A 15797-nucleotide genomic window follows, 5' to 3' on the forward strand; every position below is an offset into this window, starting at 1 on the left:
CGCTTTGACGCGACGCACCAACTGTGCTCTAGTCGAAGCCACAGCCGCGCACGGGGCAGTGGTGCATTTCGCACCGCTGGGCGTGCGTGTCCCGCAAATCCGTCGGCCGGGGAGGCAAGATGGTCCAGGCAGGTACACCGGCGCTGTACGACGCCGCGTTCGAACACGATAGCTGCGGCTTCGGTCTGGTCGCCCAGATCGACGGCCGCGCCAGCGCATGGGTGGTCGATACCGCCTTTGCCGCGCTGGCGAAACTTTCGCACCGCGGCGGCGTCAACGCCGACGGGATCAGCGGCGACGGCTGCGGCGTGCTGGTGCACAAACCGCAGATCTGGCTGGCGGCGCTGGCGGCGGAAGCGAAACTGTCGGTGGGCGAGCGTTTCGCGGCGGGGCTGGTGTTCCTCGATCCCAAGGACGAGCGCGGTGGCGAGCTGGCTTGCGCCACGCTGGAAGCGTTCGTGCGCGAGGAGGGCCTGCAGGTGGCCGGCTGGCGCGAGGTGACGGTCAATCCGGAGGCCTGCGGTCCGCTGGCGGCGGCGGCGCGTCCGCGCGTGCGGCAGATCTTTGTGGATGCGCAGGGGCTGGACGCCGACGCGTTCGAGCGCGCCTTGTTCCGCGCCCGCCGTCGCGCCGAGACGGCGCTGGCAGACGATACACATTTTTATGTGGTGACCCTGTCCGCCCAGGTGATCGGCTACAAGGCGATGGCCGCGCCGGGGCGCCTGCGCGAGGTCTATCCGGACCTGGCCCATCCGGCCCTGGTCTCCGACGCGGTGGTGTTCCACCAGCGCTTTTCGACCAACACCACGCCGCAGTGGAGATTGGCCCAACCCTTCCGGCTGCTCGCGCACAACGGCGAGATCAATACCATCCGCGCCAACCGGCGCTGGATGCAGGCGCGCGAGTCGATCCTGCGCTCGCCCCTGGTCGAGCTGTCGGACCTGGGCCCGCTGGTGCGCCAGACCGGCTCGGATTCGGAAAGCCTGGACAACGCGCTGGAAGTGCTCACCACCGGCGGCCTGGAGCTGATTGCCGCGATGCGTGTGCTGGTGCCGCCAGCCTTCGCCGCACGCGAAGGCATCGACGAAGACCTGGCCGCTTTCTACGAGTACTACGCGCTGCACAGCGAGCCCTGGGACGGCCCCGCCGGCCTGGTGATGTGCGACGGCCACTACGCCGCCTGCACGCTCGACCGCAACGGTCTGCGACCGGCGCGCTGGGCACTGTCGGAAGACAACCACCTGATCGTCGCCTCCGAAGCCGGCTTGTGGGACGTGCCGTCGGCCCGCGTGATCGCCAAGGGCCGCCTCGCGCCAGGAGAGATGATCGCGGTCGATTTCGCCAACAAGCGGCTATTGCGCGACGCGGACATCGACGACATCAACCGCCGTCGCGCGCCGTACCGCGACTGGCTGCGTGCCGGCGTGAGCTATCTCGAATCGGATCTGATCGACCCGTCCCTGGCCGCCGAGCCGCTGCCGGCCGACCAGCTGCGCTGCTACCAGAAGCTCTATGGCCTCTCGCGCGAAGAGCGCGAATCGGTGCTCAAGGCGCTGGCCGAGCTGGAGATGGAAGCGACCGGTTCGATGGGCGACGACACGCCGATCGCGGCGATGTCGCGCCAGGTGCGCCCGCTATTCGACCGTTTCCGCCAGGCCTTCGCCCAGGTCACCAACCCGCCGATCGATCCGCTGCGCGAAAAGCTGGTGATGTCGCTGGTGACGCAGATCGGCGCGGAGGGCAATCCGTTCGACCTGGGGCCGGAAAACGCGAAGCAGATCCTGATCAACTCGCCCATCCTGTCCCAGCGCAAGCTGCGCCAGCTGCTGGCGTTGCCGCAGTTTGCCGGCACGCCGCGCTTCGACCTGATGTATGCGCCGGAAGAGGGCCTGGAGAACGCGTTGCGCCGCTTGTGCCGCGAGGTGGCGCAGGCGGTGCGCGAGGGGTGCGCGCTGGTGTTCCTCAGCGACCGCTATCCGGAGCGCGGCCTGCTGCCGATCCATTCGCTGCTGGCCACTGGCGCGGTGCATGCGTACCTGATCGACGAAGGCCTGCGATGTCAATGCAACATCGTCGTCGAGACCGCCACGCCGCGTGACCCGCACCAGTTCGCCTGCCTGATCGGCTACGGCGCCACCGCGATTTATCCCTGGCTTGCCTACCAGAGCCTGTTCGAGCTGGGCCGCGAAGGCCACATCGCCAGCGATCGCATGGAAGTGGGCCGCAGCTACCGACGCGGCATCCGCAAGGGCCTGCTGAAGATCCTCTCCAAGATGGGCATCTCCACCGTGGCCGGCTACCGCGGCGCCCAATTGTTCGAAATCGTGGGGCTGGCGCCGGACGTGGTGGCGCTGTGCTTCCCCGGCACGCCGTCGCGCATCGGCGGCGCCGGCTTCGTCGAACTGGAGCAGGACCAGCGCCTGCTCGCCGCCGAAGCATGGAACGAAGCGCAGTCGCTGCGCGCCGGCGGCTTGTACAAGTACGTGCATGGCGGCGAGTACCACATGTACAACCCGGACGTGATCGCCAGCCTGCAGAAGGCGGTGCGCACGGGCGATGCCGCCGACTATCGCGTCTATACGGACTTCGTCGACCGCCGGCCGCCCTCGGCGCTGCGCGACCTGCTGCGTCCGCGGCCGCTGCGCGAAGCGGTGCCGCTGGACGAGGTCGAATCGATGCAGAGCATCCTGTCGCGCTTCGACTCCGCCGGCATGTCGCTGGGTGCGCTGTCGCCGGAGGCGCACGAGGCGCTGGCGATCGGCATGAATCGCCTGGGCGCGCGCAGCAATTCGGGCGAAGGCGGTGAAGATCCGGCGCGCTACGGCACCGAGAAGATGTCCAAGATCAAGCAGGTCGCGTCGGGGCGCTTCGGCGTCACGCCGTCCTACCTGGTCAATGCCGAGGTGCTGCAGATCAAGATCGCCCAGGGCGCCAAGCCGGGCGAAGGCGGCCAGCTGCCGGGCCACAAGGTGGACGCGACCATCGCGCGCCTGCGCTACGCCAAGCCGGGCATCGGCCTGATTTCGCCGCCGCCGCACCATGACATCTATTCGATCGAAGACCTCGCCGAGCTGATCCACGACCTCAAGGAGGTCAATCCCGCCGCGCTGGTCTCGGTCAAGCTGGTCAGCCACGCCGGCGTCGGCACCGTCGCCGCGGGCGTGGTGAAGGCCGGTGCGGACCTGATCACGGTCAGCGGCCACGACGGCGGCACCGGCGCCAGCCCGCTCACGTCCATCAAGTACGCCGGTACGCCGTGGGAACTGGGCCTGGCCGAAACGCAGCAGACCCTGCGCCGCAACGACCTGCGCGGTCGCGTGCGCCTGCAGACCGACGGCGGCCTGAAGACCGGCCTGGATGTGGTGAAAGCGGCGCTGCTGGGCGCCGAAAGCTTCGGCTTCGGCACCGGCCCGATGGTGGCGCTGGGCTGCAAGTACTTGCGTATCTGCCACCTCAACAACTGCGCCACCGGCGTGGCCACCCAGCATGCGGTGCTGCGCAAGGAGCACTTCATCGGCCTGCCGGAGATGGTGATGCATTACTTCCGCTTCGTCGCGGAAGACGTGCGCGAGCATCTGGCCCGGCTGGGCGCGCGCAGTCTCGCCGAGATCATCGGCCGCAGCGACCTGCTCGAGCAGCTGGAGGGTGCGACGCCGGTGCAGCACAAGCTGGACCTCGCGCCGCTGATCCATGGCGATGCGCTGGGCGCCGATGTCGATTTCGCCTGCGCCCTGCCGCGCAATCCGATGCGCGACGACGCGGCGCTGGCCACGCGCATCGAGCGCGACACCCGCGATGCGGTGGTCAACCGCAGCGGCGGCGAATTCCGCTATGCCATCGCCAATACCGACCGCGCGATCGGCGCGCGTCTCTCTGGCGACGTCGCCCGGCGCTGGGGCGATCACGGCATGGACGCGCACCCGATCGTGCTGCGCCTGGAAGGCGCGGCCGGTCAGAGCCTGGGCGCATGGAATGCCGGCGGCGTGCATATCGACCTGGTCGGCGAAGCCAACGACGGCGTCGGCAAGGGCATGGCCGGTGGCCGCATCGTGGTGCGGCCGCCGCTGGATTCGCCGTTCGCCAGCCAGGATGCGGCGATCATCGGCAACACCTGCCTGTATGGCGCGACCGACGGCGAGCTGTTCGCCGCGGGCCGCGCGGGCGAGCGCTTCGCCGTGCGCAACTCCGGCGCGCTGGCCGTGGTGGAAGGCGCCGGCGACCACTGCTGCGAATACATGACCGGCGGCGTGGTGGCGGTGCTGGGCAAGGTGGGCCTCAATTTCGGCGCGGGCATGACCGGCGGCTTCGCCTATGTGCTCGACCTGGAGCGCGACTTCGTGGACTGCTACAACCACGAGCTGGTGGACATCCTGCGCATCTCGCCGGAAGGCATGGAGCACTACATGCAGCACCTGCGCGGCCTGGTGTCGCGCCATGTGGAGCTGACGGGCAGCGAATGGGGCCGGCAGATCCTGCGCGACTTCCGCGGCCTGCAGTACAAGTTCTGGCTGGTGAAGCCGAAGGCGGCGAGCCTGGATGCGCTGGCGGAAGAACTGAGGAGCGCAGCGTGATGACGAAGACAACGCTGCGACCCGAAAGCGGGGCAGGGAAACACGGCGTGCGGATAGCGCGAAAACGCTCGATCCACACGGTTCTCTCCTGTTGATCCCTTCCATCTTCTTTCGACGCGTCCAGCCCCATGCCAGATAAGTCCTTTCAGTTCCTCCATGTCGAACGCCAGACGCCGCGCACCGTCCCGGTCGCGATCCGCGTGCTCGGCTACGGCGAGATCGCCGGCGACTTCGCCGGTCCCCAGGCGGCCATGCAGGCCGAGCGCTGCATCGATTGCGGCAATCCCTACTGCGAGCACGCCTGCCCGGTACACAACTACATTCCCAACTGGCTGAAGCTGGTGCAGGACGGCCGCATCCTCGAAGCCGCCACGCTGATGCACGAGACCAACCCGCTGCCGGAAATCTGCGGCCGCGTGTGTCCGCAGGATCGCCTGTGCGAGGGCTCGTGCACGCTGGAGCAGACCGCATTCGGCGCCGTGACCATCGGCAGCATCGAGCGCTGGGTTACCGACGAAGCGCTGCGCCAGGGCTGGCGGCCGGACCTGTCCAAGGTGCGCGAGACCGGCAAGCGCGTGGCCATCGTCGGCGCCGGCCCCGCCGGCCTGGCCTGCGCGGATCGCCTGCGCCGCGCCGGTATCGCTGCCGACGTCTACGACCGCCAGGAAGAGATCGGCGGCCTGCTCACCTTCGGCATCCCGCCGTTCAAGCTGGACAAGGGCGTGGTGCGCACGCGCCGCGATGTGCTCGAGGGTATGGGCGTGCGCTTCCTGCTCGGCCACGAAGTGGGGCGCGATGTCGAGTTCGGCCAGCTGCTGGACGATTACGACGCGGTGTTCGTCGGCACCGGCGCCTATACCTATGTCGATGCGGAACTGCCCGGCCGCCAGCTGCACGGCGTGCACGACGCGCTGCCGTTCCTGATCGCCAATACCGAGCGCCTGCTGCGCGACGAGGCGGTGCCCCATGCCTTCGATTTCCGCGGCAAGCACGTGGTCGTGCTCGGCGGCGGCGACACCGGCATGGACTGCAATCGCACCGCGATCCGCCTGGGCGCGGCTTCGGTCACCTGCGTGTATCGCCGCGACGAGGCGAACATGCCCGGCTCCGCGCGCGAGGTGAAGTACAGCCGGGAGGAAGGCGTGGAATTCCTGTTCCAGCGCCAGCCGCTGGAGATTCTGGGCGATGCGCAGGGCAAGGTGCGCGGCGTGCGCGTGATCGAGACCGCGCTGGTGAAGGATGGCCACGGCCGGGCGCGTCCGCAGAACGTGTCGGGTACCGAAACGGAGATTCCGGCCGACGTGGTGATCCAGTCCTTCGGCTTCCTGCCCAGTCCGCCCGACTGGCTGCGCTCGCATGGCGTGGCGCTGGATCGCTCCGGCCGCATCGTCACCGGTGCCGATGGCGCGCTGCCGAACCAGACCAGCCATCCGCGCATCTTCGCTGGCGGCGACAACGTGCGCGGCGCGGATCTGGTGGTCCGCGCGGTATACGATGGCCGCGAGGCGGCGGGGTCGATCGAGCGCGCCTTGCTGGCCTGAGCCGCAGCGTCTGGGCTTCGAAAGAAAGCGCCGCCCGAGAGGGCGGCGTTTTTCTTTGCGGCGATTTATTTCGAGTCGGCGTGATTATGGCAATTAGAACGTTCTAAATGCCTTGAGCATAATGCGCGGATATCCCCTGACCGTATTTGCCCTGATTATCTCTGGGCCATTTCGGCACGACTTATGCTAACTACGTTGCCGCGCAAAATATTGCGATATCAATGGTTTAGTTCTTTCTTCATGGAACTTGTGAAGCCAACCTTAAAGTGGAAGACTCTGTCGCGGACCCATTAAGCATGCGTCGAGAAATGGCGCATTCCCCCACCCGGCTAATGGGCTCGTTGGCGCAAAGCCATAACAAACAAAGAGAGGCCATCCCCATGAAGCGCAACCAGCTTGCACTGACCCTGGCCGGTTTGTTGTTCGCCCCGGTCGGAGCCGTTATCGCCCAGGATGCTTCCGCGCCGGCGTCCCCGCCGCCGCAGGAACAGCCCAAGCAACTGCAGACCATCACCGTGACCGGCTCGGCGGTGCCACGTATCGATGTAGAGACGCCGTCCCCGGTCACCGTCCTCACCGCACAGCAGATTCAGCGCAGCGGCATGACCACCGTTTCCGACGTGGTGCGCTCGATCTCCGCCGACAACAGCGGTTCGATCCCGAACGCGTTCTCCAACGGCTTCGCCGCCGGTTCGTCCGGCGTCGCGCTGCGCGGCCTGACCGTGAACTCCACCCTGGTGCTGGTCGATGGCCACCGCGCCACCAACTACCCGGTGGCGGATGACGGCCAGCGTTCGTTCGTCGACCTCAACACCATCCCGCTCGCGGCCGTCGACCGCATCGAAGTGCTGAAGGACGGCGCCTCTTCGCTGTATGGCGCCGATGCCATCGCCGGCGTGGTCAACATCATCCTCAAGCCCAACTACAAGGGCGTGGAAGGTACGGTCGACATCGGCACCTCGCAGCACGGTGGCGGCTTCACCCGCAAGGCGACGTTCCTTGCCGGCGGCGGCGATCTGGAAAAGGACGGCCATAACGGCTACATCGCCGTGCAGTATCAAAAAGACAACGCGATCTGGCTGCGCGACCGCGGCTTTCCGTTCAATACCCAGGACCTGACATCCATCGGCGGTCCCAACCTCAACGTCGGCCAGCCCGGCCAGCGCACCGGCTCGGTGTATGGCTCGGTGACGCCCGGTTCGCTCAGCCGGCCCGGCGATATCACCAGTGGCGTGCCCAATGCGGGCGCGCTGGCGCAACCGCTGCGTGCATGTGGCGCGAACTCGGCGCTGACGACCGACGACACGGGCAGCTACTGCCTGCAGAACTTCCAGTCGCTGTATGGCCAGGTGCAGCCGGCGATGGAGCAGGGCGGCATCTATGGCCGTTTCACCATCAAGCTCAACGACACCACCCGCGCTTACATGTCGGCCAGCTATTTCGAGGCCAAGACCTGGGCGCCGGGCCTGCCGCGCCAGGTGCAGAACAGTACGCCGCACAACACCAACAGCATCGCCCTGCCGCCGGGCAATCCGAGCAATCCGTTCCCGAACGACTATGCGTTGCTCAACTACGCGTTCGGCGACATGAACAACGGCTTCAACTACAACAATCACAACGCGCGCCTGGTCGGCGGCATTTCCGGCGCGTTCGGCGAGTGGAACTACGACGTCACCGCGACGATCAACCACGACTGGCTGGATACCAAGCAGTACGGGTTCATCAGCTACGCCGCCTTGCTGGATGCCATCAACAGCGGCAGCTACAACTTCGCCAATCCCGCGGCCAACAGCTCCCGCGTGCGCGCCGCGCTGGCGCCGGGCTACGACAAGACGTCCACCACCGACCTGGACGCGCTGGATATCGCGGTCAACCGCTCGCTGTGGGATATGGCTGGCGGTGCGCTGGGTTTCGCGTTCGGTGCGCAGTTCCGCCATGAATCGCAGGATGATCCCACGCTCAACCCGAACTTCGAGTTCCAGGGTCTGGGTAATGCGCAGACCAAGGGCAGTCGCAACGTGTCGGCGGGTTATGTCGAGTTCAATGCGCCGCTGCTGGAGACCCTCGAGGTGGATGTGTCCGGTCGACTGGACCATTACTCCGACGTGGGCACGCGCTTCACGCCCAAGGTCGGCGTCAAGTGGAAGCCGTTCGACTGGGTGGCGCTGCGCGGCACGTACTCCAAGGGTTTCCGCGCGCCGAGCTTCGCCGAGAACGGCTCCAGCTCCTCGCAGGGCTTCATCAACCACACGCCGCCGCCGGATTTCATCGCCGCGCACGGCGGTAGCGGCAATGGCTACGTCAACCAGTACGCGCTGTCGCTGGCCACGCTGGCCAACAAGGACATCAAGCCGGAGAAGGCGCGCAACTTCACGCTCGGCGTGCTGGTACAGCCGACCAGCTGGCTGAACCTGTCGGTCGACTACTACAACATCAAGAAGGAGAACGTGATCGGGCCGGCCGACGCGTCCTCGGCGCTGGCCAATTACTACGCGGGCCTGCCGCAGGCGCCGGGCGTCGTGGTGATCCCGGATACACCCGACCCGCTGCATCCGAACGCGCTGCCGCGGCCGGCGGAGATCGACAGCCTGTACATCAACGCCACCTCGCTGAAGACCACCGGCATCGACGTGGACGTGCAGGCCCACTTCGATTTCAACCACGACATGCACTACATGAGCCAGTTCAGCGGCACGCAGATCTTCAACTGGACGCTGACCCTGCCTGACGGCACCAAGGAGCAGTTCGTCGCCACGCATGGTCCGTACCAGCTGTCGTCCGGTGCCGGTACACCGCGCCGGCGCATGTCGTGGGCCAACACCTTCGTGTGGGGCCCGGCCACGATTACCGGCACGCTGTACCACGTGAGCGGTATGGCCAATTACGCGCTGGATGCGGGTACCGATCCGAGCAACTGCCTGAGCGCGATTCCGGTCAGTTGCCACATCGGCTCGTTTACCTACATGGACCTGACCGGCAGTTACCAGATCAACGACCACATCGCGATCACCGGCTCGGTGATGAATCTGTTCGATCGCAAGGCACCGTTCGATCCGTCCAACTACGCCGGCGGCGGCGCCAACTACAACCCGACCTATGCGCAGGCGGGCCTGGTGGGGCGGTTCTACAACCTGGGCGTGAAGCTGAAGCTCTGATCCGCGTCTGAAGGGGAGTCCGGGCGGCGCGCCGGTGTTCCGGCGCGCCGCATTTTTTGGAGCCCCGGGGCGGCGCGCGCTGCGGTAGGCTTCCGTTCCACATCAGGGGAAACGAACGCCATGCGCATGGGCCTCGCCGCTAACCAAGTCCACCACGGCCACGCGGAGGCGGCGCTGTTCCGCTGGCTGCGCGCGAGCGGCGCGGGTATTCGCGAGCTGGGCATCGGCCTGCATGCGGTGGGGCGCACCTATGACGCGATCGTGCGCCAGAACGCGCTGGCCGGTTACGACGGCCTGGTGCGCTATCCCTATGGCCGCGAGGGTGGCCTGATGAAGCTGGTCGCCGAAGTGGTGGGCATGCCCCATCCCGGGCGGGTGCTGGACGGGGCGATCTACCTGATGCATCCGGTCGATCCGTCGTCGATCTTTCCTGAAGCGGTGGCGTTGAAACGCCAGTGCGTGATCCATCAGAAGCCTTTCATCTCCACCGTCGCCTCGGCGCGCGACTGGGTGGAAATGGAGCGCATCCTTGCCGGCCTGGCCCCCGATCCGGGCGCGAACGCGTTCCATGCGCTGGAGGGCCAGGCTCTCGCGTTGATCGCGCACGATGCGATGAAGCCGCAGATGATCGCCTACGCTGCCGAACACTTCGATGTGCTGGCGCGTTTCGCCTACCGCGTCGCCACCGGCACCACCGGCCAGCAGTTGAACGAACTGGCCTGGAGCCGCGGCTGGCCACAAGGCGAGCTGTGGGTACAGCGCTACCAGAGCGGCCCGATGGGTGGCGATGCGCAGATTGCCGACCTGGTGCTGGAGCGCCGCTGCCAGCGCGTGCTGTTCTTCGAGGATCCGCACGTGGCGCGCCAGCACGAGGCGGACATCCAGCTGCTGGAACGGGCGGTCACCACCGTCACCGACGATGCGGTGTGCATGACGTCGCCGGCCGTGGCTCGCCGCTGGGCCGAAGCCGTGCGGCGGCGGGCCGCGTCATGTGCCTGATCGCCTTCGCGTGGCAGGCGCACCCGCGCTGGCGGCTGGTGCTGGCCGGCAACCGCGACGAATTCCACGCGCGAGCGAGCGCGCCGCTGGCGCGCTGGGATGATGGAGCGGTGGTGGGCGGCCGCGACCTGGAAGCGGGCGGCACCTGGCTGGGCGTGACCGACGCGGGGCGTTGTTGCGTGGTCACCAACGTACGCGATCCGCGCGATCCGCAGCTGGGCGCGTCGCGCGGCCTGCTGGCGACGGATTATCTGCGCGGCGAAGCGCACGCCGCCGCGCATGCGCAGACCATGCTGGGCACCGCAGCGGAGTACCGCCCGTTCAACCTGCTCACCTTCGATGCGGCCGATGCGTTCTATCTGGGCAATCGCCCGTCGGCCAAGGCGCAGACGGTCGCGCCCGGTATCCATGGCCTGTCGAACGCGGACTTCAACACGCCCTGGCCCAAGACGCGCGCCTTGATGCAGCGCTTGCAGGCGTGGCTCGACGGTAAGGATAGCGAGGGCGACTTCGCGCCGCTGTTCGCCGCGCTCGCCGACGAACATCGCGCGCCGGACGAGCAGTTGCCCGATACCGGCGTCGGATTGGAACGCGAGCGCTGGTTGTCTTCCGCCTTCATCCGCGGCGACCTCTATGGCACGCGCGCCAGCACGATCGTCGCGCTGGGCCATGACGGGCGCGGGGTGATCGTGGAACGGCGCTTCGGGCCCAACGGGCGCGAGGAAGGCGAGACGGCGATGAGCTTCGGCGGGTAGCCGAGGTATCAGGTGTCGGGAAACGTTCCGTCGACGTAGTACCAGCGGCCGTCTTCGCGCACGAAGCGGCTGATCTCATGCATGCGCTGGGCCTTGCCGCCGCCGTAGCGTAGGCGCGCGACGAACTCGACGATGGCGTTGTCGCCGGTGCTTTCGTGACGCTTCACGGTAAGGCCGAGCCAGGTCGGCTCGGGTTGCTGCGCGCCGAGCTTCAGGGTGGCCGGCCGCGTGCTTGGATGCCATGTGGCGAGCAGGTAATCCTCGCGCTTGAGCACATAGGCGCTGTAGCGCGAACGCATCAGCGCTTCGGCGGTGGCAGCGGCGGCGCCGTCGTGCAGCGGGCCGCAGCAGCGCAGATAGCCGTCGGGATTGCCGCAGGGGCAGGGCGTGAGGGTATCGATGGCTTGCACGGAAGGCATGCGGCGCGTGGCGATGAACGACACGGGCATCATGCCACCCGGGGCGGGCCTTGGCACGGTCCGCGGGGAAAAGGACATCCGCTCAGCGGCGGCGCCAGACCAGGCAGCGATTGTTCGCCGGCATCGTGACGTCGGCCACAGGCTGGAAGCCGGCCCGCGCGGCCAGCGCATGGACCGCTTCGGCATCGCGGATGGCCATGTGCGCGCCGCGCTCTTTCAGCCACAGGTCGAAGGCGGCGTTGCTGTCGCTGGTGTAGCGGCCGCCATCGTTGAAGGGACCATAGATCGCGAGCACGGCGTCGACGGATGTCGCCTGCGGCAGCCGCGCGAACAGCGTTTCCACCTCCGGCCAGCTCATGATGTGCAGCGTGTTGGCGCTGAAGACCGCGTCGTAGCGATGCGGCGGCCACGCGCCGGCGACGTCCAATTCCAGCGGGGCGGCCGTGTTGGGCAGCGCGGTCTCATCCAGCCAGAAGCGGATGCCAGGCAGGTGCTCCGCGCGGTCCGAGCATTGCCAGCGCAGCCACGGCATCGACGCGGCGAAATGCACGGCGTGCTGGCCGGTGCCGCTGCCGATCTCGAGCACCTCGTGCCGGTCGGCGAAGTGTTGGCGCAATACCGCGAGAATCGGCTCGCGGTTGCGTTCGCAGGACGGTGCGTACGGTTTGTCCAATGCTCAGACGGGCCGGCCGCGCAGCACGCGCGCCGGCAGCATCAACAGCGCGCCGAGGAAGGCGAATACGGCGCCCACGGTGATGCCGACCAGCCGCAGCGGCAGGCACAGCAGCCATACGATGGGGTAGAGCACCAGCGCCAGCAGGGCGAGCGGCCAGCAGAACACCAGCAGCAACATCCAAAGCAGGAAAGCGGCCATGAAAAGTCCCTCGGCGGGAACGGAAACGTGTGATCACTCTAACGCGGCGTATCGCGGGCGGGGTAGATGACTCCCTACACCCCGGTCCGCGGCCGGACGCAAGAAAACGCGGCTCAGGACATCGGATTCACGCCGATCAGCCGCGTGTGCAGCGCGAACGCGAATACAGCCCAGCCGACCATGCCGGCGACGATCGTGATCAGGTCGCCGCGCAGGGTGCCGGCGGGATAGGTGACGCCGTTGGCGCGATCGCGACGGCGCGAGACCACGAAATCCAGCACGGCCCACAGCAGGAAGGCGCCGAACAGCACCACGTCGTGCAGCATGCCGGCGGCGAGCAGGTGGCCGAATGCCCAGATCTTCACGCCGGCCAGCATCGGGTGGCCGAGCTTCGCCTTGAAGTGGTTGCCCGGCACATAGGCGGCGGCGACCAGCACGAAGGCGACCAGAGTGAACAGCGCATTGAGATGACGCAGCCACAGCGGCGGCACGTATAGCAGTACCGGTTGCAGCCGGGCCTGGCCGAAACCATAGACCAGCAGTACGAAGCTGGCGATGGAGATCAGCGAATAGAGGCCTTTCCAGCCCTTGTCGCCCAGGCGGGCGATCTGCCGCGTGCGCCAGCCGTCAGCGAAGATGCGCACCGAATGCACACCAAGGAACAGCACCAGACCTACGATGAGCAGCAGCATGGTCACCCCTCCTCGTGGAATGGCGCGAGTATAGGATGCGGAGGCTCAGGCGTCCGTCACCCGGATATGCACGGCCAGTACGACGGTGTCGCCCGACAACACAAGGTGTCCACTTGCCGAGGCAGGTATGTGCCAGCTATCGCCTGGGTGCAGCAGACCTTCCGCCGTGGGCACCTCTCCGCGGGCGCAATACGCGAGCGCGACGCCATCGAGAGCATGCGTGCCGGTGCGCCAGGTTTCGATGCGTCCGGCCGCCGTGCCGCGGCGGAGCATGAGGTTGAAATCGCGTGTCGCGCCACCGGCCAGCATCACATCGACATGTGCTTCGCCTGGAAAGGCGAATGGCGCGAACGGTTCCAGCAGCCGATGCTCGCCACCGTCGCCGAAGCGCATGGTGAAGCCGGCGCCGTCGAGCAGAGCGATCTGCCGGTCCACGCCGGGAAAGGCGGAAAACGGCGCCGCGCTGTCGACCTCGGCGATGCTCACGCGCCACGCGAAATTGGTGAGGCCGGCGCCCGCCGGGTGGATGGCCAGCTCGCGCGTGCGGCCCATGCCGTTCTTCCACGGCATCGCGGGGATCGCCGCGGCGCGGACGATGCTCATGCCGCGCGTTCGATCACGCGCGCGAACGGCGGCAGGGCATTGAGCATGCGCTCGCCGTAGCGCTTGAGTACCACGCGCCGGTCGAGCAGCACGATGCGGCCGCGGTCGGTCTCGGTGCGGATCAGGCGGCCGCAGTACTGCGTGAGCAGGCGTGTCGCGTCCGGCACGGTGACTTCGATGAAGGGATTGCGGCCGCGCGATTCCAGCCATTCGGCGTAGGTGGCCCCGACCGGATCGGTGGGCACGGCAAACGGCAGCTGGGTGATCACCACGGTCTCGCACAGCTTGCCGGGCAGATCGAGGCCTTCGCCGAACGAGGCCAGGCCGAACAGGGTGCTGCCCTTGCCCGCTTCCACGTCGGCGATGTGCTCGGCGACCAATTGCGCCTTGCCGAGCGAGCCCTGCGCGCGCACTTTGCGCACGTGTTCGATCGGCAGTTTCTGCAGCACGCGATCGAGCTTTGCGCGCGAGGTGAACAGCACCAGATTGCCGGCGCCCCAGTCCAGGTTCGCGGCGAGCCAGTCGCTGATTTCCTGCGCGTGTTCTTCCCGTGCGTCGGGCAGCGCGCGCAGCGCGGGTACTTCCAGCCGCGCCTGTTCGGCCAGGTTGAACGGCGAGGGCAGGCTGAGCGTGACCGCGCTGTCGGGCAGGCCTACCGCGTCGGCGAAGCTGCGGAAATTGCCGCCCGCGCTGAGCGTGGCGGAGGTCATCACGGCGGCGCTCGCGTTTTCCCACAGCACGCTGCGCAGCAGCCCGCCGGCGGATACCGACGAGGCATGACACACCAGCTGGCGATCGCCCGTGAGCGTGACCCAGCGCGCCAGTGGCGGCGCGCCCTCGCGATCTTCGCTGGACCACGCGCGCCAGGTGCGCAGCTGGCGATCGATGCGCTCCAGCGCCATGCCCAGCTCGCGCGACAGCGCCTCATGGGTGGGGCCGCTCTCGGTCATCTCCAGTACCGCGCGCCGCACGGCGCCGACCCAGCGTTCGATCTCGCCGGTGAAGACGTAGAGCACGCGGGCGTGTTCCACCCACGATTCCGGCAGCTGGCCGAGCGAGCCGCGGTACATCGGTTCGTCGTCGTCGGGCGAAGGCAGCCAGTTGAGGCGGATGTCCTTCTCGAGCTCTTCGAGTGCGTCGCTGAGTTCCTGCAGCCTCTCGTCGCCGGCGTCGAGCGTGAGCTTGCCGATCACTTCCTTGTCGGCGAGCGAATACGCCGCGTGGATCTGCCGGCCCAGCCGACTGAGCTGGCGCACCGCCGCGTTCATGTACACCTCGGCGGCGCCGCGATCGATCGCCTTCGCCGGCACGTGATGGCCTTCATCGAAGATGTACAGCACCTCGTCGGGCTTCGGCAGGATAACGCCGCCGAAACCGTCTTCCTCGCGCGGCATCGTCAGGTCGGCCAGGACCAGGTCCTGGTTGGCGACGATGATTTCCGCATCGCCCACCGCGCGCCGCGCCGCGAAGAACGGGCAGGCCATGAACTGGCCGCATTTGCGGCCGGTGCAGCCGCCTGCGCTGGTGGTGATCATGGAGCGCAGCAGATCGCCGGGCTGTTCGGGTGCGTTGTCTATGTCGCCGTCCCATTCGTGACGATCGAAGGCGCCGGCGAGCTTGGACAGCACCTGCTTGTCGCGCTCGGCCGGCGGCTTGGACCACAGCGCGAGGTCCGCCTCGAAGCCCAGGCCCATCTGCGCGGTGTCCTGCACGCTGTTGCGCGCCATCGCGAGGTTGCGCGGGCACAGGTAGCGTCCGCGTCCTTTGGCCAGGGCCACCTTGGCCTCGCGGCCGTTGAGCTTGAGATACAGCGGGATGTCGCGCTGGACCAGCTGCTCCTGCAGCGCGACCGTGGCGGTGGCGATCAGCAGCTTCTTCTTCTGCGCGCGCGCCACTTCCACGCCGGCGATGAGGTACGCCATGGATTTGCCGGTACCGGTCGGCGCTTCGATCACCGCCGCGCCGCCCTGCACGGCCAGGGCCTTGGCCACCTCGGCGATCATCTTTCCCTGCGACGCGCGCGCGCGGAAGCCGGGCAGGCCTTCCTTCAGGCGCGCATAGGCGGCGCGGATGGATTCCTTGATGTCGTCGGTGAGCATGCGGCCGGCGGGGGCTGACGAAAGTGGGCGCGCCCGCCGCGTCGGCGGCAGGCAGTCGGGCCATTGTACGGGGAGCTGCTCCCGCGCGC

11 protein-coding genes are annotated in these 15797 nt (G+C 67.6%); 5 read left to right on the forward strand and 6 right to left on the reverse strand.

The window, feature by feature from the left end; genetic code table 11:
* Nucleotides 1-119: 119 nt before the first annotated feature.
* The 5 genes from gltB (at nucleotide 120) to ACNR9O_RS22610 (ending at nucleotide 11021) form a co-directional block, all read left to right on the forward strand.
* The gene (gene gltB, locus ACNR9O_RS22590) at nucleotides 120-4571 is read left to right on the forward strand and encodes a glutamate synthase large subunit (protein WP_473684489.1); all 4452 of its coding nucleotides are present in this window, start codon (nucleotides 120-122) and stop codon (nucleotides 4569-4571) included.
* Nucleotides 4572-4699: 128 nt separating this feature from the next.
* A complete protein-coding gene (locus ACNR9O_RS22595) occupies nucleotides 4700-6112 on the forward strand; it encodes an FAD-dependent oxidoreductase (RefSeq protein WP_473684487.1) in 1413 nt (470 codons plus the stop codon).
* Between the two features lie 380 nt (nucleotides 6113-6492).
* Nucleotides 6493-9267, forward strand: a complete 2775-nt coding sequence (locus tag ACNR9O_RS22600; protein WP_473684485.1) for a TonB-dependent receptor plug domain-containing protein — start codon at nucleotides 6493-6495, stop codon at nucleotides 9265-9267.
* A 120-nt stretch (nucleotides 9268-9387) separates the two neighbouring features.
* A complete protein-coding gene (locus ACNR9O_RS22605) occupies nucleotides 9388-10266 on the forward strand; it encodes a methylglyoxal synthase (RefSeq protein ID WP_473700687.1) in 879 nt (292 codons plus the stop codon).
* Nucleotides 10257-11021 (forward strand): NRDE family protein, encoded by a 765-nt coding sequence (locus ACNR9O_RS22610; RefSeq protein ID WP_473684481.1) that lies wholly within the window; start codon nucleotides 10257-10259, stop codon nucleotides 11019-11021. The genes ACNR9O_RS22605 and ACNR9O_RS22610 overlap by 10 nt, the downstream gene beginning before the upstream one ends.
* Before the next feature lie 8 nt (nucleotides 11022-11029).
* On the opposite strand, the gene ACNR9O_RS22615 is transcribed toward ACNR9O_RS22610, so the two are convergent.
* The 6 genes from ACNR9O_RS22615 to dinG all read right to left on the reverse strand — a co-directional run bounded on the left by ACNR9O_RS22615 (nucleotide 11030) and on the right by dinG (nucleotide 15708).
* Nucleotides 11030-11440 (reverse strand): YchJ family protein, encoded by a 411-nt coding sequence (locus ACNR9O_RS22615; protein WP_473700837.1) that lies wholly within the window; start codon nucleotides 11438-11440, stop codon nucleotides 11030-11032.
* 82 nt (nucleotides 11441-11522) lie between these two features.
* The gene (locus ACNR9O_RS22620) at nucleotides 11523-12113 is read right to left on the reverse strand and encodes a DUF938 domain-containing protein (protein ID WP_473684477.1); all 591 of its coding nucleotides are present in this window, start codon (nucleotides 12111-12113) and stop codon (nucleotides 11523-11525) included.
* Nucleotides 12114-12116: 3 nt separating this feature from the next.
* Nucleotides 12117-12314 carry a hypothetical protein gene (locus ACNR9O_RS22625; protein WP_473684475.1) on the reverse strand — a complete coding sequence of 66 codons (198 nt, stop codon included), beginning with the start codon at nucleotides 12312-12314 and terminating at the stop codon, nucleotides 12117-12119.
* A 113-nt stretch (nucleotides 12315-12427) separates the two neighbouring features.
* Nucleotides 12428-13006 carry an NnrU family protein gene (locus ACNR9O_RS22630; protein WP_473684473.1) on the reverse strand — a complete coding sequence of 193 codons (579 nt, stop codon included), beginning with the start codon at nucleotides 13004-13006 and terminating at the stop codon, nucleotides 12428-12430.
* Nucleotides 13007-13051: 45 nt separating this feature from the next.
* A complete protein-coding gene (locus ACNR9O_RS22635; RefSeq protein WP_473684471.1) occupies nucleotides 13052-13609 on the reverse strand; it encodes a HutD/Ves family protein in 558 nt (185 codons plus the stop codon).
* Nucleotides 13606-15708 carry an ATP-dependent DNA helicase DinG gene (gene dinG, locus ACNR9O_RS22640; protein ID WP_473684469.1) on the reverse strand — a complete coding sequence of 701 codons (2103 nt, stop codon included), beginning with the start codon at nucleotides 15706-15708 and terminating at the stop codon, nucleotides 13606-13608. The genes ACNR9O_RS22635 and dinG overlap by 4 nt, the downstream gene beginning before the upstream one ends.
* Nucleotides 15709-15797: the final 89 nt, after the last annotated feature.

Source organism: Dyella sp. CR10 (genome assembly GCF_055814425.1).